Here is a 19036-nt window from a genome sequence, read left to right on the forward strand (position 1 = left end):
ACACACACACACACACACACACACACACACACACACACACACACACACATTCGCACCTAGCGTCTAACTACACATTTTTCACTTTCGCTTACGCGCGCGTGAAGCGTGTCGTAACCCCCATCAGCAAAGGGCTCGTAAGAGTTCCCTTTGTTCGCTTTTTCGTACCCTTTTGCCAAGCCGCGCAAGAGGCAAATAACGATGATTTTTATGTATGTATTCAGTAAATAAAATAACAATCAGTATGAAAAGATTTCTATTACTCTTTGTTTGCTTTTTCACACTTGTGGCAAGTAAGGCACAGACTAAGTTCAGCGTTACCGGTGAACATAACGTTAAGCTTTGGTTCGAGATCTTAGAAGGCTCTTCCTCCTATCAAAAGTCCTATGATGCTTCTGTTGATGAAGTTGCATTTATTTATCCAGCAGACGGAATAAAGTACCCCTCTGACAAGCCTATCGTAATTCCCTCAGCCGTTGAATATGGTGGCAAGACCTATCAAGTAACTTTCTTGGGTAGTGCATTTAATAATACTCAAGTAGACTCGATTAACTTCCCCGCATCGATTAGGAAGTCTGAAGGAAATTTTATCTATGGCGGAACAGTAAGGCACCTTTGCACGCCAGAAAACTTAGAAGTTATCCCACAATCCTGGTTAAACCACGCTACAATAGAAGAAGTATGGATTTCGCCCAATGTAAAGGAGATTGAACGCCTCGGATTGTCAGGCGAAGCATTTACTCGAAAACGCATTCACGGTTTAGCACAGTCGAAGATTGAGGAGATTGGAAGTTGGTCGTTTATTGCGCACCAATATGCCACAGATCCCGTGAATTATATCAAAGAAGTGAGCGTTTTACCTCCGACGATACGCATCATCGGCGACGAGCCTTTCAGTATAAGAGAAGGTGGGCAAGGATTACCGCTTGATAATTTTAGCGTTCCGCCCACGATCGAGCAGATGGGTAAGGAAGTTTACGACATCAAGCAGCGAGTGGACGTTCTGCACACTACGCCTTTCATCCTCGGCGAGAACACGTTCGGCACCCAATCTACCCTCGAAATCTTTGTTCCCGTAGATTGTAGTACCGCATACAAGGCTGCCATCAATTGGTCGGCTTACAGCGACAAGTTCCGCGAGGAGGTTAAGGTCGGCTCTGCCGGCTACACATCCTATTACTTGGAGAACGAGAACTTTAAAGTACCCGCGGGCTGCACGGCGTATATCATCACGGGCATCAACCCAAGTGGAAGCAAGATAATTCCCGACCAAGCTGTGGTGAAAGCGTTCGGTGCAGGCAAGATAATCCCCAAGCAGACGGGCTTCATCCTGCAGGGCACGCCCAACACCACCGTTGAATATCAAGCTAACGTGACGGGAACAGAAGAAAGCGTCACGGGCAACCTGCTCATCGGCACCGCCACCGAGCAAGAGTTCAACGCAGCCGGTTACAAATATTATATCTTCTCCAATAACGGCGACGAGGGCCTCGGGTTCTATAAGCAGGGCACTCGGAATGGTGCTTCCATCAAGCTGGCGGCTCATCGCGCTGGTCTGCGTCTGCCATTAGCCATTGCGCCCGCCAAAGGATTTACAATCGACTTCGATGCCGCCCGCAAGGAGGCCGAAACGACCGGCATACGCGACGTTCGCCCGACAATGCAGCCACGCGAAAACGTCATCTATGACCTCCAAGGGCGGCGAGTTACAAATCCCGGCCGTGGCATCTACATCGTCAACGGCAAGAAAGTAGTGAGGGAGTAAGGAGAGAAAGTATTAAGTAATAAGTAGTAAACAATGAAATAAAGATATATCACCCCGCAGATTAAGGTTATCCAACTCTTGACCGACGATAATATCGCACAATTTGTTGTGAGTTCGCACTCCGTAGGCGAGAACGAAGGACTGGCCAAGCCCGGCATCTTCGACGAAGACGAGGAGGGCGGAGCAGGCGAACAAACGATGGCGGGCTACTCGCCTTGGGAGGACTAAGGGAGAGATATTGGAAGTGCCGGAGGACTGCTATTGGAGGTCGTGAGGGAGTCTCGGTATTACTCCTTGAGGATGTTAAGTATCACTCCTCATGGACTCTAAGTTAAAGTCCTCTGGGAGTCTAAGTTAAAGTCCTCGACGAGTTTAAGTATCAGTCCTCCGGTACCTTAAGTATACGTCCAAAAGGAGTTTAAGTATGGGTGCAAAACATGCGCAGAAACAGAACACGTTAACGGGGCAAAGCCCAACGGCAGAGCCCCACATTATTCATTTAATACATAAGAAAACATGATTAGTTTTAAAGTAGTTGAGAGTATTCTCAGAGTAGGCCCGCGCAAGGGGCAGAAGGGGTATGGAGCGGTGCAGAAGGCTCCGATGAAGTTCTCGCAGGAGTGGCTCATCAACCGCATCGTGCGCGAAACGTCGTTGAGCGAGGGCGATGTGAGGAACGTGTTTATCACGCTGCGCAACATCGTGGTGGAGGTGGTGACGATGGGCGGTTCGCTCGACTTGGGCGACATCTTTTCGCTTCGCACTACCATTCCCTCGCGGATGCTGGAGAAGGAGGAGGACGTGACGGTTGCCTCTGCGCTGAAACGCCCTCGCATCATCGTGACGTGGAAGGATGCTATCCGCAAGGCGCTCGGTAAAATCGAGGTGGAGGTGGATAACCCCAAACGGAAGGACTTGAATAAAAAGCCGAAAATGCCGAAGCCGTAGAAAGGTGAAGAATTGAAAAGGTGAAAGGGTGAAAAGATGCCGATGCGTCTTTTTACCCTTTTTTGTTTTACTATTTTTTAAAGTGATAGAGGGAGGCCGGCCGCGTGTGCTTGCATCCCTGCTTTGTGTACTAATACGGTTTGCCGAACGGCAGCGCGAGAAGATTTACGTATTGGACGGGGGCAAGAGCCTGATGCTCGCCCTCTCGCAGGACTTGTCGCAGAACTGCCCCGCCGAAGCGCGGGAGCATGTGCGTCGCTTCCACGAGCTGTTCTTCACCATTGCGCCCGACAAGGATGCCATCGAGAAGAATATGGAACGTGTCTTCGTGCTGTGCGACAAGTCGGCTTTCAACTATTACAAGGACTTGGCAGAGAAGGGCTATTATAACCGTGCCATATCGGGTAATGTCAATCAGCGCATAGAGGTGGACTCTATCCACTGCAACTTTAATACTTACCCTTATGCGGTAACGACCTATGCAAGGGAGTTTATCGTCCGCCAGAGTAATGTTACGGAGCGCAGTCTTGTTACGACCTGCACGCTGCAGAACTCAGTCCGTTCGGATAATAACCCACAAGGCTTCCTGATGGAGAACTTCCTCGTCAAGGAGAACAGGGACATACAGACTTATAAACGATAAGGCTATGGCAAGGAAAAGATACTTTTTACTCTCACGTCACTATCTGCGCTTTCACCTATGGCTTCGCCATCGGTGTGAAAGGCTCACGATAAGGCAGAGAAAGGAAATCGTCTATGGGCTGAGTTTCATCTATCTGCTGTGCTCGCTTTGGATGATAGCGCAGTTTTTCCTTCCTCCAAAGAAGGAAAAACTACCCATCCCCACGGGAAAGCTGATGGACAGTCCGATACGGACGGACAGTACTTTACATGAGTTACACGGCAATTTTTACGTACAACATCATCAAACAATCAAAGAAAATGGATAATAAACAGAAAGAACAAATGAAGAAAGGCTTGGTCTTCGGAGGTCTGGGAGTGCTGTTTGCCCTCTCGATGTGGTTTATCTTCGCACCGTCGGGCAAGGATAAGACCGCAGCGGAACAGGGACTCAATGACAGCATCCCGCAGGCAACGACAGAAAAGCTCACCGAAAACAAGCTCAAAGCCTACGAATTAGGCGACAAGGCACATGAGGAGGAACAGACCCGCGAGGAGATGGGCAGACTATCGGACTATTTCGCACAGAACACTGCTCCATCAGAGGAGCAGCGTGCAGAGACAGCTGCTTCTACGGCAAAGATAGAAAACTCCATGCATCGCTATGAGGAGAATAATCGGCTCTTGAACTCTTTTTACGCTCCCGACCCACACGAGCAGGAGCGTGAAGCCCTGCGCTCGGAGATTGATAATCTAAAGAAAGAACTATCTCAAAAGGATAGTAAGGAGGACAATGAAGAGAAACGGCAGCTTGCCTTGATGGAAAAGAGCTATCAGATGGCAGCGAAGTATCTTCCCAAGGCTTCTGCCGCTGCACCATCTTTGGGTAATGACTTTACCGAGGGTAAAGGGCAAATGGCTACGGACAAAGGTCAGAGTATGGGCAGTAATATAAGCGGAGGTTCGGCCGACTTGCCTGCAATGGAAATCTTGGCGGAACGCAAACAAGTAGTATCCTCACTGGGGCAGCCGATGAGCGATGCGGACTTCATCAAGGAGTATGGCACGAAAGCACGCAACTTGGGCTTTCACTCGCTCGCAAGCACGGTTGTACCTACGATGCGCAACACACTCAAAGTGGTGGTGGACAGGACAACGACGCTCAAAGAGGGAGATAATGTCATGCTCCGTCTGCTGGAAAGTGCCAAGGTACAGGGACTGCACATTCCACGGCAAAGCCGACTCATAGCCGTTGCCAAGATTGAGGGCAATCGTATGCACCTGCTTATCAAAAGCATTGAGGTAGACGGCCATATCATAGCTGTCAAGCTCTCGGCATACGATACGGACGGACAGGAGGGTGTGTATATACCAGGTTCGGAGGACATCAATGCGCTTAAGGAAGTCGGGGCGAACATCGGCGGTTCAATGGGTACATCCTTTACCTTCGCTTCCTCTGCCAAGGACCAGATTCTCTCCGAGGCTGCCCGTGGGGTGATGCAGGGTGCAAGTCAGCTGCTTCAGAAGAAACTGCGCACCGTCAAGGTAACGCTCAAGGGTGGCTACCGCCTTTTCTTGGTTCAGTCCAAATAAAACAATCGAAAATGATAAGTAAAAAATAACATCAAATAAAAAAGGAACAATGAAGAAAATTATTTTATCAATGGCTATGCTTGCCATGGTGGGAGCAACAGCCACAGCACAGGAAAACAATGATGGCCTGACACCAAGCCGACCGCTTACTTCAGGAGAGCTTTTTCAAGGTATGAGTCGTGCTATTCCAACAGGGCGTGTCGTACTGCCTTATGGTCTTGACGTTACCTTTGACAAGACCGTGCATCTTATCTTCCCTTCTGCCATCCGCTATGTAGACTTAGGTTCACAGAACATCATCGCGGGGAAGGCGGAGGATGCTGAGAACGTACTACGTGTAAAGGCTTCGGTGAAGGACTTTGAGACAGAGACTAACATGAGTGTCATCTGTGAGGACGGCTCTTTCTATGCTTTCAACGTGAAGTATGCTGATGAACCGGAGAAACTCAGCATTGAGATGAAAGACTTTCTCTCCACGACGGAAGGCAGGCTGCCAAGCAATCGCTCTGATATTTACTTTAAGGAACTTGGTAACGAGTCGCCCGTATTAGTAAAGCTGATGATGCAGACCATCTATCAGAATGACAGACGCTGCATTAAGCACATCGGTGCACAGCAGTTCGGTATGAAGTTCCTGCTTCGTGGCTTGTATGCCCATAACGGCTTGCTGTATTTCCACACTCGAATGGAAAACGGCACGAATATGCCGTACTCGGTGGACTTTATCACATTCAAGGTTGTAGATAAGAAGATGGCAAAGCGCACCGCTATACAAGAGCAGCTGTTGCAGCCGCTTCGTGCCTATCATCAGGTGATGCAGGTGCGTGGCATGGGTAGTGAACACGCTGTGTTTGCGCTCGAGCAGTTTTCTCTTGCAGAAGACAAGCAGCTTGAAGTGACGCTCTATGAGAGGAATGGCGGTCGTACGCTGACTTTTTATGTAACGGCAGAAGACCTGCAGCTGGCAAAGAAGATTGATAACCTCAAACTGAAATGGTGATGAAGAAGAGCAATATCATTCTGACAGTATGCATTGCGGTGGCTATGACTTTCAGTCTGCCATCGCAGGCACAGCGACTTATCCCCAAGCAAAGGGGCGTAGAGGTCGCAGGGAGTGTTCCGCTTATCAAGGGTGAAAAGTTCCTTGCAGCTGACAATTTCGGCATGGGAGCATCACTCACCCACTATCTGGGTCGTGAGAATTATACTTTTGTTATGGCAGAGTATGAACAGCAGAATATGCCGTACAGAAGTTATAACGTAAAACTCAAAGATGCACTCTTGCAGGTGGGCTATATGCACCCTGTTCTCTCCGACAGAGGTAAGAACGTGTTTCTTTATGGTGGCATATCCGCCTTGGGTGGCTATGAGCAGCTGAACGAGGACAAGAAGCTGCTGCCCGATGGGGCAACACTGCTCGACCGCTCCCGCTTTGTCTATGGCGGTGCCGTGCATGGCTCGGTGGAAGTGTTTCTAACAGATGGAGTCCTTTTTCTTGTAAAGGCGCAGGGACGGTTCCTCTTTGGAACGGACGTGCATCGTTTTCGTCCGGCTGTTTCAGCAGGACTAAGGTTTAACTTTTAAGTAGAAGAAAAGATGAAGAAGATATTGAATATGATTTGGGTAATGGGCGTGCTGACCCTTGCCGTGTTTTGCCTATCTGCTTGTGATAGGGATTTGGATGTTCAGCAGTCTTATCCGTTTACGGTGGAGACAATGCCGGTTCAGAAGGACATCATAAGGGGACAGACGGCAGAGATACGCTGCACGCTGAAGCGAGGCGGTGAGTTTGCAGACACTCGCTATACGATACGTTATTTCCAGTCTGACGGCAAGGGCTTGCTAAGAAATGATAACGGCACGGTCTTCAAGCCAAACGACCGCTATCCGCTAACGAAGGATGTGTTCCGCCTGTATTACACTTCGCTCTCATCTGACCGCCAGACGATAGATGTATATGTGGAGGATAGTTTTGGTAAGGTGCAGCAACTGACCTTTAGTTTTAACAACGAGCGAGAAGAGGGCAAGGATAAGCCTGCATCTTCTCGCCACTAAGACCATAATTGATGCGAACGATAAATTCTTTCATTTTACTTTGTGTATTCTGCCTGTTCTGTCAGCCGATCCTTGCTCAGCGCAGGGTGCGGCTGGCAGACTTGCCACCTTTTGAGCGTGCGGTAGTCGTAGTAAAATACTTTGAGGGCATGCACGGCTGGAAGAATTATCCGTATGTTGGATATGGGCATCAGCTGCAACGGGGAGAACGTTTCACGGCGGATATGACAGAACGGCAAGCGGACTCCCTGCTCCGTGCCGACCTTTGGAAATGCTTTGAACACTTCAAGGGCTATGGCAAGGATGCGCTGCTATTGACCTTGCTTGCCTACAATGTTGGTGTAGGGCGACTGCTTGGATATGGTAGGCATCCCAAAAGTAGGTTGCTGCGAAAAATTGAGGCAGGAAACAGAAATATCTATCGGGAGTATGTTTCGTTCTGCAGATACAAGGGAAAGGTTTTGAATGGGTTAGTCAAACGCCGAAAGGTTGAGTTTGCGTTGTTCTTTATCATCTGACTATATTAAACCAAGAATTATTCCTATGATGTTGTTTCTGTTTTGCTGAAAAATTGTAACTTTGTATTACGATTAAATAGGATAAGCAATGAATAAAGAAACAAAAAAGGTACTCTTCGTCTTATTGAATGAGTACACAGATTGGGAAGGTGCTTTTCTCTCTACAGCCCTTCATGTTGGCGTAATACCAGGTAGTGAAATCAAGTACAGAGTGCATACAGTTGCTCCGACATTAGATGCAGTCTGTTCCATTGGTGGATTCAAAACGTTGCCCGATTATTCTTTTGAGAATATGCCCAAAGACTATGCAGCCTTAGTCCTTATCGGTGGCAATCGATGGGATTCTCCTGAAGCAGAACTTGTTGCGCCACTGGTACAAGAAGCATTGGATAAGGGTAAAATAGTAGGAGCGATATGCAACGGAGCATCGTTTCTGTGTGCTCATGGCTTCTTGAACAACGTAAAACATACGGGTAATGGTCTCGACCAACTTAAACAATGGGGTGGTGAAAGATACACGAACGAAACAGGATATGTGAACGCACAGGCAGTGAGTGATAAAAATATTGTTACAGCAAATATTACTGGTCATTTGGAGTTCACTCGTGAAATGCTCTTACTTCTGAAAGCCAATACTCCTAAAAAGATTGCAGATTGGTATGACTTTTATAAGAATGGATTTGTAAAATAGTAGTCATACTACTAAATAAAATTGATGCGTGGAGACAATGTGCTCCACGCATCAATGTAAATATTAGAAAGTCTCGTTCGTCCCCCTTATGGCTCTGCAATCTCTGGTCCCGATTGAGAATGATTCTCAACTGGCTTCTTAGTTTCCTTGTCAGGTGCAGTAACACGCTCGTAGCTCACGCCAGTAAGTGTAAAATACTTCTTTGAGGGAGTGAGGTGTACCACAGGTTTCGTGATATGAACCTTTGGGTTGAACTCCGCTTTTCCTTTCTCAACCAATTTACTCTGGAAAGAAGGTGTAAGTGTCCCGATGTCTCCGAAGTCTACAATGTCTCCGTTCTCAACGTGCTTTTTTGCAATCTCGGCTGCAAGTCTGAGAACAGCCTCGACTTCTGCACCTGTGAACGTTGTTGCGTGTGCCACTTCGTCACAGAAACTACGATGATCAACTCTCTTTCGTCCTGTAGGATGTGCCTGCAGAACGATTTTCCCTTTCAAACTTCCAACTGTTCCTTTACGCTCCTTTAGCGTATAAGCAATGGGTCTGTTCGCCATAGTCATTAGTGTTGCCCCCGATTGTTAAGCCTTTGGAGGCTGGGGCTTTATCCTCCTCAACTTGTTAATAGATTTATATCACAAAGGTAAGAAATTTCTTGATTATCTCCAAGAAAAGCACATATTTCTTTTGACATTTATCAACCCTTTTTTGCAAAGAGGTTCACCTAAACGAGTAAAACCATCTACCTATTATCAGAAAAAGGTCTACCTATTTCGTCAAAAGGGTCTACCTTTTCAATTAAAAAGGTCTACCTTTTTTGCCGAAAAGGTAGACCCTTTTTGAAGAAACTGACAAACCTCTTCTGTAAATTTGGATATGGTTAATTAATAACCCTAATGAGAATATGCGGTATCTCATCCGTCCAATTGTAGATAATGTTTTCAATCTCTGTTTTCATATCTCTGATAATTTAATGGTTCATACTTTATGCTATTACTTTCATTCTTCGGCTTATAAGACCTCGATTAGCGTTGACAAGGTTTACTATCTGCTCGTGGTATTCAGTATTCTTGTTGCACACTCCACGACTTTGTACCACTTCCAAAGTTCGTAATGATACTTCAATGGTCTCTATTCGCTTGCCTTCAATGGTAGCCGAAAGGATAAGGGAGTCCTCCTTGAGGTAGTATGCATTAGAAAATACGCAATGGTGCATTGATACACCTTCTTCCAAATGTTCCTGCACACTCTCCAACACGTGGACTTGGATTGTGCCGTCCGTAAAACAGATACCGAAAAACTTGGATTTGAGTTCCTTGAAACGCTTTTCATCTTCCATTGCCTTCTTTTGCTTCTGTTCTATCTCCTCCCTTTCACGCAATCTGAGAAGTTCCTCGTGTCTGCGGTCGTGTTCGCCTTTAAGGTCTGTGGGGCATAAATATTTTGGATTATGAATATCTTTACCTAATCTTCTAAGTGTATCTACATAATCACTCCAAAGAGAAATGTCTGCTATCTCATAGCCATTACGGACTGCTATCTTGTAGGACTGCCATAGTTCCTCAAAAGTCCTCCTGTTGCCAAGAAAGTAACGTAAATGGTCTGTGCTACCTGCCTTTAGCAATGTTTCCACACGGCTGTCTGTAAGTAATGCAGGAATAAACTTAGTAGGCACGATGCCATAGAAATTATCCTTAAAACCATTTCTACGAAGTATGTCTGTAACCTTGAACTTCGGATATATGGGTGAGTAGGCAATATGTTGATAGGCTTCATTATCGTTACGGATTGCCATAGGACTATAATAGGAAAAGGTATCAACATAGTGTCCCAATACCCTCTGTATGGCAACCACAGCTTTTCGTCCCTGCATATTCCACCAATATTGCCCAATCTCAATTATAGAAGTCTGTGCTTTATAACCTTTCTCCGTACCCACAATAAGTAGGAACATACGCAATACTTGACACTCTCCACAAGTGGTAAGTAGGGTGAAATACTGCTTCTGCTGCAACTTGCGCTCATAGGTTTCCTTGACCTGCAACTTTGCCCTGCAATGAGGGCAAGTGCAAGTTTCTCTATGTTTGTTCATTACCCAACTATGCCCACAATCCATACAAGTGGTACGACCTTTTGGCAAGCGGTAGGCAAAGTGGTCTATGCACTCACGGAATGCCCACTTGTCTTGTGTCTTGGTTATTGGGCGAAGATGCTTGCTTTGTTCCAAAACTGCCTTTTCAAATTTGTTTCTCGGTTTCATAGGCTTAAAAATCGAATAGTGATGGTTGTACTTGGGATGCTACATTCTCGGTCTTTTTCACTCGTGCATTACGGCTCTGTAACTTGGCAAGTTCCTCACGCTGATATTGCTTAATGGCTTCCTGCCTTGCTTTGGCTTTTTCTTCCTCCGTGAGTTCTACAATGTGATTAACGGCTACTTGGCAAGAAACAGCCTTGCCGACTTCTATATCGTCCTCATCGTAGTAGTGAACAGCCATAGAGAAGATTTCATCGTCGTCGAAACCATTGCAACCGCTTTTCTTCACCTCGTTTAAGATGTAGGTTACACAATCTTCTATGTTCTTGTTAGGCTTCATCAAGTTGGGGGCAAACAAGGGGTCTGCCATAGCACGCTGATTGAGATACTCGGCTATTGTCCGTGTGAAATGTTCTGTTCCTTTCATAGTTCTTTAATATTTAGGAATTTCTACAATTTGATTGATACGTCCATATAGGTAGGCTCTTAGGCTTGTTCTGTCGGGTGCGTAATACTCTGTCCATTGTCCGTACTGATTGACAAGGTATTTCTTCAGTACATCAAAGAAGTCAAAGCGATAGCCTTGCAGTGGAACGGCTGTGCGGAAATAGGTGTTTGAGTTCACCGCTTCACATAGCCAATTCTTTTCCTCACGGCTCATACGCTCGCCACAATAGAGTTTCACACGTAGGAGATATACTTTGCTATTACAAAGGCTCTCCAAAGAGGGTACGTCCCATTGTACAAACTTAATTGCCAACACTTGCTCACTTTTTTCAGCCACAGGGTTAATGCGGTAATGAGAGGAGGAGCTATATCCTTTTCTGTTCATCGAAGATGTTGTATTTACTTTTTGCTTATCCATAGCGACATTTTTTTTATGCGTCCAAAGATCGGAGTATGCTGATTCCTTTTTGTAGCAAAATAGAGGTAGCGGGGCGGGCTTGCACAAGGTTTTGGCGGAAAATACAACCCGTAGGTGTGGAGATTTTCCAGACAAACCAAGCGGCACAGACCTTGAGAAAGCCACAAGCCCCGTACTACCTTTGCGGATAAAAAGGGAACAGCATCCGTTTCCTTGTCATCGCATATCGTGGAGCATTGGAAAAGAAGCAAAAGTGCAACGCTCGTAGTGGAAAATAGAAAAGGTGGCTATCTCAAAATGCGAGATAACCACCTAATGAAATAAAATGAGAGAGCTGTGCTTCTCAAAGCACGCATAGCAGGATGGCACAGAGTATCGCCAGCCAGAAGAGAATGCTCAGTAGCGTAAATGTCACTTTTAGTATTACCCTGACTATAAAGCGTAGTATCAGAAAACCTACAATGACAGAGATGGCAGTTACGACTTGCGGTGTTACTATCTTCGAGATAAGCCAAATGGCACCGATAACGATGGAAAGCAGGATGGCGAGTTCGATGAAGCGTATCCAAGAGAAGCGGCGGACTTACTTGGGAGAAGTCGGCTGCTGCTTGACATTATTGGTTTTGTTCGATGTGTCTGCCTTGATGAAGGCAGGTGTGTGAACGTCTTGATTCATGATGATTGTATTCATATCGGAGCTTTTAATAGTTCAAGAGCAATAACAAGATGCGCAGGCTACACAAAGACAAGTGTTGGTACAAACTCTTGGCGTGTGGAGCGGAGCGTTTATCTTGGCTCTTGACACTACAAAAACTCCCGATGGTGTTACATCAAGTCATGTTCTCACTATCGACTGTTGGCAGACCATTGATCTCGATAAGCAGAACTATTGTCCCTGTCAGTTCGGTGTAGAGTTTCTCATACTCTGGACTTGCACCAAAGTCGTCTGTCAGTTCGTACTTATTGAAAACGCTTTGCACAGCCTTATTCTTCAGAAGCATTGGTGTTAGTCTTTCAGGAAGAGGAGAAGGGAGTTCTTTCTCGAACTCATTCTCCAAGACAGACACAAGCGTGTCATACTTGGAAAAATGCAAATCTTGGTATAATACTTCGCTTGCCATTACCTCTGCTTCGGGATGCGAGAAGCCTTGTGCCACTGCATCACAATAGGTAGTAAGGGATTCATCAGCTCTTGTCGTTATGAATGAGTTGTCACTCATCATTTCTGGGAAATGCTCACCAAGATAAGTCTCTAACTTCAATCGGAAGTAGGACGGTTCTTTCTTTGTTTCCATAATCTTCTTTCTATTTTAGAGTTATTACATTATCATATTACATACCCATAGCCGTATTGAACTTGCCAAGCTTGCCAGCCAGTTCTTCCATATCATGCTCTATCTTCTTGTTCGTGATACGTGCGTAGATTTGGGTTGTTTTTAGGTTGGTGTGCCCCAGCATCTTCGACACACTTTCCATCGGAACGCCCTTGCTCAGTGACATTGTAGCAAATGTATGGCGAGCCATGTGGAAAATACCTACCATTTGAGAATTTGGAAGAATATAGAGAATAAACCGATAACGTGTTGTGAATTAGTCGATTTTCTATATTCTGCGAGTATGATAGGAAAGCAGTTCAACACGGAATATTGAATCCTTTCGGTTACCATACCGTTATCCGTTGGTTTCCCTAGTGTGGTGAGGTAACGGAAAAGGAAAGGTTTTTCTGACATGGGTTCTATCTCACTGTTACACAACGTTTTGCTTATCAAAGAACGCTTTAACAACGGGTAATTTTGCCCATAAAATTAAAGCGTATGAAAATAGAAAAATTCAAGGTGTTGCTCTACCTCAAAAAGAGCAGGTTGGACAAGTCGGGCAAAGCGCCCATTATGGGACGTATCACCGTCAATCGTTCGATGGTGCAATTCAGTTGCAAAATCTCCTGCACATCCGACCTGTGGAATCCTCGTGAAAGCCGTCTGAAAGGTAAGAGCCATGAAGCCGTGGAGACCAATGCGAAGCTGGACAAGCTGATGCTCTCCATCCATACGGCATTCGATACCTTGGTGGAACGTAAGGTCGATTTTGATGCAGAAGGCGTCAAGAATCTGTTTCAAGGAAGTCTCGGAACACAGATGACCCTGTTGGAGATGACGGACATTGTCTGCGAGGATTTGAGGAAGCGCATCGGGATAGACCGTGCAAAGGGAACTTATCCTGCCTATATCTATACCCGGAGAACCTTGGCAGAGTTCATCGAAAAGGAGTTTCGCACCAAAGATGTTGCTTTCGGTCAGATGACGGAGCAGTTTATCCACGATTACCAGAGTTTCATCTTGGACGAGAAAGGACTTGCCATAGATACCTGCCGGCACTATCTGGCTATCGTCAAGAAAGTATGCCGAAAAGCCTATAAGGACGGTTATGCCGACAGATGCTTCTTCGCCCACTTCAGTCTTCCCCAACCAAAGGAGAAAACGCCGAAAGCCCTAAGCCGAGAATCCGTCGAGAAAATCCGTGACTTAGTAATCCCCGAAAATCGCGCCTCCCATATCTTGGCAAGAGATCTCTTTCTCTTTGCCTGCTATACGGGAACAGCCTACGCCGATGCCGTTTCCGTTACACGTGACAATCTGTTCACGGATGAGAATGGCGGGCTGTGGCTTAAATACCGCCGCAAGAAAAACGAGCTTCGTGCCTGTGTCAAGCTGCTGCCCGAAGCCCTTGACCTGATAGAGAAGTACAGGGATGATGCTCGTCCGACACTCTTTCCCATGCTGTACCATCCCAATCTACGCCGTCTGATGAAAAGCCTTGCGGTTCTTGCGGGCATCAAGGAAGACCTGACCTACCATGCCGGCAGGCACTCGTTTGCATCGCTGATTACCTTGGAAGCCGGCGTTCCTATCGAGACCATCTGCAAGATGCTGGGGCATTCCAACCTGCAAACTACTCAGGTCTATGCGAAGGTTACGCCCAAGAAGCTTTTCGAGGATATGGACAAATACATCGAAGCGACAAAGGATTTGAAACTCATATTATAAACACCCCATAGATAACAAACGAATTATGCGTAGCACATTTTCTTTACTACTCTATATCAATCGCAACAAGGTACGTGTGGATGGTACAACTTCCGTACTTTGCCGAATCTCCATCGACGGGAAAAGCACGACGATAACCACGGGTATTACTTGCAATCCCAAACAATGGAATGCAAAAAAAGCAGAGACCGCGGACGTGCGGACGAACAACCGCCTGAAAGAGTTTCGAAAGTATGCGGAGCGGCTCTATGATGAAATGCTCAAAGAGCAGGGTGTGGTCAGTGCCGAACTATTGAAAAACAGGATAGCAGGTCAGGCGGTCATTCCTACCCATTTGCTCCAAATGGGAGAAAGGGAACGGGAACGCCTTGCCGTCCGTTCCAAGGAAATCGACTCCACTTCGACCTACAGGAGTTCTCGGTATTACCAGAGCTATATCCGTGAGTTCTTGGACTCGAAAGGCAAGGCGGACATTGCCTTTTCGGACATCACCGAGGAATTCGGACGGGAATATAAGGTATACCTGAAGCGGTACAAGAACTTCGGGGCATCGCAGACCAACCATTGCCTTTGTTGGCTGAACAGACTGATATATCTTGCCGTAGACCATGAGATTATCCGTGCCAATCCTTTGGAAGAGTTGGAGTATGAGAAGAAACCGCCCTCCAAACGAATGCACATCAGCAAAGCGGAACTCAAACAACTGCTAGAACTGAAACTGCCCGCCAATGACCCATTGAAGGAATTGGCTCGCAGGACTTTTATCTTCTCCTGTTTTACGGGACTTGCCTATGTCGATACACAATTGCTTTATCCGCACCATATCGGGCGGACTGCCGACGATAGAAGATACATTCGCATCAACCGTAAGAAGACGAAAGTAGAGTCATTCATTCCCCTGCATCCGATAGCGGAGCAGATACTTGATTTATACAATACGACTGATGACACGCAGCCGGTCTTTCCATTGCCGAGCAGAGATATGATGTGGTTTGAGATACACGAACTCGGTGTCATTATCGGACGGAAAGAGAATCTGTCCTACCATCAAGCCCGGCACAGCTTCGGATCGTTCTTGATTTCCGAGGGAGTTTGTACGGAGAGCATTGCCAAGATGATGGGACACGCATCCATTACCAGCACGCAGACCTATGCGAGGATTTCCGAGAAAAAGATTGCGGAGGATATGGATAGGTTAATCGAAAGAAGAAAAAGCAATGAATATTGAATTACTATGAAAAGAGAATTCATAACCATTGAGGAGAATGGGAACGTACACGTTCCTACGACTTCCATTTGGATGTCGGCTTGCGAAATAGCCGATTTATTCGGCGTATTCTCCGGCAAAGTAAACAGCCACATCAAGTCTATCTTCAAAGAAGGATTACTCAGAGAAGATGAGGTGATGCAAACGCTATTGTTTAAGGGTGGTGCAGTGGATTTATATAATATTGAAATGATAACGATGCTGTCATTTCGTTTTGCTTCTCCACAAGCCAAAAGTTTCCGTAAATGGATAATCAGAAGACTGACCGAAAAGAAGAGAACAAGTCCTCCGCTACTTGTGTGTTATGGCAAAGGTGGATGGTACAGTTGAATATGGATACTGTCCTAAAAAAGTGTGTAAGCCCCATAGCTCTTAACTTTGTGGTAACAAGAAAAACAAACTAAGAACAATGGAGCTTACAACATCACAAAAGTCGGCATTTATTTCGGAAATGCTATCATCGGAGTCAGGTATTAACGAACTTATTCGTATATTATTGAACACCTTCTCCAAGCAAGAACGTTCTCTTTTTGTCCAAGAGCATAAAGGAGAACAGTGCAATGGTTTCCGTCCCCGTCGATGGCGGGGCTATGGATGTAGCTTTGAGCTTCGCATTCCACGTACTCGTTCAGGGAGTTTCGAGCCCCTAATTTTGGGCATTCTTTCGCATCAAGAAAGCGAACGCGCCCTTCTCCTCCATGAACTTTATACGCGAGGACTTTCGTGCGAAGATATTGGCGCCGTGTGCGAACGCCTCTATGGTCATCACTATAGTAAACAGCAAGTTAGCTTCCTGTCCAACACGAGTAAGGCAGAGATCTACAAGTGGTTAGAACGCCAATTGTCTCCTCACTATTTGGCAGTGTACATTGATGCAACGTTTGCCTTTACTCGGCGAGAGGATAGTGTCTCTAAGGAGGCTTACTACACGATGCTCGGTCTACTTCCTGATGGTAGTCGCGAGGTGCTTTGTGTGGTGAATCATCCCACAGAGGGAGCGTTGAATTGGGAGATGGAGTTGAAAGCACTCAAAACTCGGGGCGTGGAACGGATAGATCTGATTATCTCAGATGCCTTACAGGGTATTGAACGCGCTATTTGCTCGGCTTTCCCTCAGTCAGCTCATCAGTTATGTGTTGTCCATTTCAAACGACAAGCCCTTAATGTTGTGTCTAAAAGGGATAAAGCTCAGATGACACAGGAGTTGGATGAGTTATTCCCTATTCGAGATATAGGACTTACTCCCATCAAGGCATTTGAGAAATTGTGTACATTTGCAGAGCGTTGGGGTAAGAGTTACAGGAGTTTCCTCTCTCTGTCTTCCCCTCGCAATATAGGCTACTTCACCTATCTGAGATTCCCAGAAGAAGTTCGTCGTATGATTTACTCCACGACCTGGGTGGAGCGCCTCAATCGCAGCTATAAGCGTACGTTACGTATGCGCGGAGCTTTACCCTCGGCTGGTGCCGTCGTATTCCTTTTAGGATCTGTTGCCCGAGAGATGACAGAAAGGACTTATGCTAGGAGGTTGCCCTACTTCCAAGAGCGGAGTATCAAATAAATGGATAATAACAAGAAAACCACAAAGTTTTTACCACAGGGGCATGCCCCTGTGGTAAAAAAGCAACAACTACGCTTACACACTTTTTCGGACACTACCTGAATATGAGAACAGGCAGTAAGATAAATGCGTCTTACTACCTGTTCTTTTTTAGCGATCTTACTGCATCGACAGCAGTTTGCAATACATTCCGCCTTTAGCTTCGAGTTCGGCGTGCATACCCTTCTCCATAAGCTGTCCCTTGTCCATCACGATAATCTGGTGGGCATTGCGGATGGTCTGCAAATGGTGGGCAATGACCAAGACCGTGCGCTTTCGGATAAGCACAGACATTGCTTGCTGTATTTTGTACTCATTGACGGGATCGACATTGCTCGTTATCTCGTCTAAAAGGAGGATCGGAGCATCTTTGAGGAAGGCGCGAGCGATGGAGAGGCGTTGCTTCTGTCCACCCGAGAGTCCCAAACCGTTCTCCCCAATTTTCGTTTCGTAACCATCGGGCAGACTGACGATGAAGTCGTGTATCATCGCCCGACGTGCGGCTTCCTCGATTTCCCCCTGTGTGGCATTGCGGTTGCCCACCTTGATATTGTTGGCAATGGTGTCGGAAAAGAGAATGACGTTCTGCATTACCACACTGATTTTGCCGAGTAGATAATCGTAGTCCATTTCCCGTATGTCCACTCCGCCGATACGGATACAGCCTGCCTGCGGTTCCCAGAAGCGGAGCAGCAGATTGGTGATGGTGGTTTTCCCCGACCCTGACGAGCCGACAAGAGCCGTTACCGTCCGTTCGGGTACGTTGAACGTGAGGTCTTTCATCTCGAACCCCTCTTTTTCATAGTGGAAACCGACACCATCAAACGAGAGGTCGAAGCGTTCCGCCGTTTTCGGTTGGTCGGGATCGACGATCACGGGAGCATCCAACAGACGGGAAATGCGTTCGTAGCTGTCCTTTACCTTGATGTAGTTCAGCCAATGGCTCTCCATATTGACAAAGGGCTTGTAGAACTCCTTCGATACGATGACGAACATCAGGTAAGCGAAAAGGGAAAGTTCGCCACGCCAAGTCCACCAAAGACCAAGCGTTGCCATCAGTGCAAAAGCCAATTCTATCAGAAAGGTGTATCTACCCACACTCACAGCTGCCAAACGAGAAGCATTCTTACTGCTTTCTCCAAATTCACTAACAGAGTGGTCGAGTCTGTCACGAAACATTCCTTTTCCTCCGAAGACTTTCAGCATAGGTATGCCCTTGACGTATTCAACGAAGAGACTGACCATATCCGTCAGACCGTCCTGCGCCTCCTGCTGTGCTTTCATTCCCGAACGGATGCCCCGATACAAGGAGAAGAGGGCAATAGGAAGGATGGCAATCATCGCCAACCCCATGTGCCAGTCCACCCAGAACAGCCCGATGCCGAGTATCAGCGCCACGATGAAATCAGCGGACATCCGTGTCCAAAGGTGCCCCACCACCATTTCCATATTGTCCACGTCTTTGTGAATGACAGTACTTATCTCGCCCAGCCGTTCATTGGTGTAGAAGCCAAGCGAGAACATTTTCAGTTTCAAGATGATCTTCTCACGGATGCGCTCCACGAGATCGAAGCCGGCAAAGTGCTTGCTCATATCGGCTACGGCATTGGATATGGTTTTCAAAATCAGCAGACCAACGAGTATCCACGCTGCCGAAATGAGCGAAACGCTTTCGCCCGATATATGGCGGTCGATAAGGAACAGGACAGTAAGCATTATTGCCGTTCCGCAAAGGGCATAAACCACGAAAAACAGTGCGGAGATTATCAGATGCCGCACTCCGCGAACGGTCAATTCATTCAATATATTGCGTATCAT

At 46.6% G+C, this 19036-nt stretch carries 21 protein-coding genes and 2 pseudogenes; 15 read left to right on the top strand and 8 right to left on the bottom strand.

The genetic code is table 11. The features are described from left to right. Positions 1-211: 211 nt before the first annotated feature. From HMPREF9140_RS03225 to HMPREF9140_RS03270, 11 genes are all read left to right on the top strand, one after another. Positions 212-1762, top strand: a complete 1551-nt coding sequence (locus tag HMPREF9140_RS03225; RefSeq protein WP_006951712.1) for a hypothetical protein — start codon at positions 212-214, stop codon at positions 1760-1762. Positions 1763-1810: 48 nt separating this feature from the next. Beyond that, entirely contained in the window at positions 1811-1990 is a 180-nt protein-coding gene (locus HMPREF9140_RS03230) for a hypothetical protein (protein ID WP_026253258.1), read from the top strand. A gap of 288 nt (positions 1991-2278) precedes the next feature. Continuing rightward, positions 2279-2710 carry an HU family DNA-binding protein gene (locus HMPREF9140_RS03235; RefSeq protein WP_006951713.1) on the top strand — a complete coding sequence of 144 codons (432 nt, stop codon included), beginning with the start codon at positions 2279-2281 and terminating at the stop codon, positions 2708-2710. 82 nt (positions 2711-2792) lie between these two features. Then, a complete protein-coding gene (gene traK, locus HMPREF9140_RS03240; protein ID WP_018572092.1) occupies positions 2793-3353 on the top strand; it encodes a conjugative transposon protein TraK in 561 nt (186 codons plus the stop codon). Positions 3354-3357: 4 nt separating this feature from the next. Further along, complete coding sequence (locus HMPREF9140_RS10135) at positions 3358-3660, top strand: hypothetical protein (protein ID WP_006951715.1); 303 nt, start codon at positions 3358-3360, stop codon at positions 3658-3660. Next, on the top strand, positions 3653-4924 hold the full coding sequence (gene traM / locus HMPREF9140_RS03245; protein WP_006951716.1) for a conjugative transposon protein TraM: 1272 nt from the start codon (positions 3653-3655) through the stop codon (positions 4922-4924). The genes HMPREF9140_RS10135 and traM overlap by 8 nt, the downstream gene beginning before the upstream one ends. A 49-nt stretch (positions 4925-4973) precedes the next feature. Then, positions 4974-5924 (top strand): conjugative transposon protein TraN, encoded by a 951-nt coding sequence (gene traN / locus HMPREF9140_RS03250; protein ID WP_006951717.1) that lies wholly within the window; start codon positions 4974-4976, stop codon positions 5922-5924. Then, positions 5918-6508 (top strand): conjugal transfer protein TraO, encoded by a 591-nt coding sequence (locus HMPREF9140_RS03255; RefSeq protein WP_018572089.1) that lies wholly within the window; start codon positions 5918-5920, stop codon positions 6506-6508. Before traN ends, HMPREF9140_RS03255 begins: the two co-directional genes overlap by 7 nt. A gap of 12 nt (positions 6509-6520) precedes the next feature. Continuing rightward, positions 6521-6979 carry a DUF3872 domain-containing protein gene (locus HMPREF9140_RS03260; protein ID WP_018572088.1) on the top strand — a complete coding sequence of 153 codons (459 nt, stop codon included), beginning with the start codon at positions 6521-6523 and terminating at the stop codon, positions 6977-6979. Between the two features lie 11 nt (positions 6980-6990). Next, complete coding sequence (locus HMPREF9140_RS03265; RefSeq protein ID WP_018572087.1) at positions 6991-7497, top strand: glycoside hydrolase family protein; 507 nt, start codon at positions 6991-6993, stop codon at positions 7495-7497. Between the two features lie 88 nt (positions 7498-7585). After that, the gene (locus HMPREF9140_RS03270) at positions 7586-8188 is read left to right on the top strand and encodes a type 1 glutamine amidotransferase family protein (RefSeq protein ID WP_006951721.1); all 603 of its coding nucleotides are present in this window, start codon (positions 7586-7588) and stop codon (positions 8186-8188) included. 86 nt (positions 8189-8274) lie between these two features. Here HMPREF9140_RS03270 and HMPREF9140_RS03275 read toward each other — a convergent pair whose 3' ends face one another. The 7 genes and pseudogenes from HMPREF9140_RS03275 to HMPREF9140_RS10145 all read right to left on the bottom strand — a co-directional run. After that, on the bottom strand, positions 8275-8742 hold the full coding sequence (locus tag HMPREF9140_RS03275) for an HU family DNA-binding protein (protein WP_025073392.1): 468 nt from the start codon (positions 8740-8742) through the stop codon (positions 8275-8277). Between the two features lie 428 nt (positions 8743-9170). Then, positions 9171-10445, bottom strand: a complete 1275-nt coding sequence (locus tag HMPREF9140_RS03280; RefSeq protein WP_006951724.1) for a PcfJ domain-containing protein — start codon at positions 10443-10445, stop codon at positions 9171-9173. A gap of 4 nt (positions 10446-10449) precedes the next feature. Continuing rightward, positions 10450-10869 (bottom strand): PcfK-like family protein, encoded by a 420-nt coding sequence (locus tag HMPREF9140_RS03285; RefSeq protein WP_006951725.1) that lies wholly within the window; start codon positions 10867-10869, stop codon positions 10450-10452. 6 nt (positions 10870-10875) lie between these two features. Beyond that, positions 10876-11307: a hypothetical protein gene (locus tag HMPREF9140_RS03290; RefSeq protein WP_006951726.1), complete on the bottom strand. Its 432-nt coding sequence runs from the start codon at positions 11305-11307 to the stop codon at positions 10876-10878. A 343-nt stretch (positions 11308-11650) separates the two neighbouring features. After that, positions 11651-11998, bottom strand: a pseudogene (locus HMPREF9140_RS10140) (hypothetical protein). Positions 11999-12137: 139 nt separating this feature from the next. Then, a complete protein-coding gene (locus HMPREF9140_RS03300; protein ID WP_006951728.1) occupies positions 12138-12602 on the bottom strand; it encodes a DUF1896 domain-containing protein in 465 nt (154 codons plus the stop codon). A gap of 37 nt (positions 12603-12639) precedes the next feature. Continuing rightward, positions 12640-12837, bottom strand: a pseudogene (locus HMPREF9140_RS10145) (tyrosine-type recombinase/integrase); the annotation flags it as partial. A gap of 284 nt (positions 12838-13121) precedes the next feature. Between HMPREF9140_RS10145 and HMPREF9140_RS03305 the strand changes: the two are divergent. From HMPREF9140_RS03305 to HMPREF9140_RS03320, 4 genes are all read left to right on the top strand, one after another. After that, positions 13122-14351 (top strand): site-specific integrase, encoded by a 1230-nt coding sequence (locus HMPREF9140_RS03305; RefSeq protein WP_006951732.1) that lies wholly within the window; start codon positions 13122-13124, stop codon positions 14349-14351. A 25-nt stretch (positions 14352-14376) separates the two neighbouring features. Next, positions 14377-15579, top strand: coding sequence for a site-specific integrase (locus HMPREF9140_RS03310; RefSeq protein ID WP_006951734.1), 1203 nt, complete (start codon positions 14377-14379; stop codon positions 15577-15579). A 6-nt stretch (positions 15580-15585) separates the two neighbouring features. Beyond that, entirely contained in the window at positions 15586-15948 is a 363-nt protein-coding gene (locus tag HMPREF9140_RS03315; RefSeq protein ID WP_006951737.1) for a hypothetical protein, read from the top strand. Between the two features lie 79 nt (positions 15949-16027). Further along, positions 16028-17179, top strand: coding sequence for an IS256 family transposase (locus HMPREF9140_RS03320; protein ID WP_006951739.1), 1152 nt, complete (start codon positions 16028-16030; stop codon positions 17177-17179). A gap of 159 nt (positions 17180-17338) precedes the next feature. Here HMPREF9140_RS03320 and HMPREF9140_RS03325 read toward each other — a convergent pair whose 3' ends face one another. Then, complete coding sequence (locus HMPREF9140_RS03325; RefSeq protein WP_006951741.1) at positions 17339-19036, bottom strand: ABC transporter ATP-binding protein; 1698 nt, start codon at positions 19034-19036, stop codon at positions 17339-17341.

Source organism: Prevotella micans F0438 (genome assembly GCF_000243035.1).
Classification (GTDB): Bacteria; Bacteroidota; Bacteroidia; order Bacteroidales; family Bacteroidaceae; genus Prevotella; species Prevotella micans.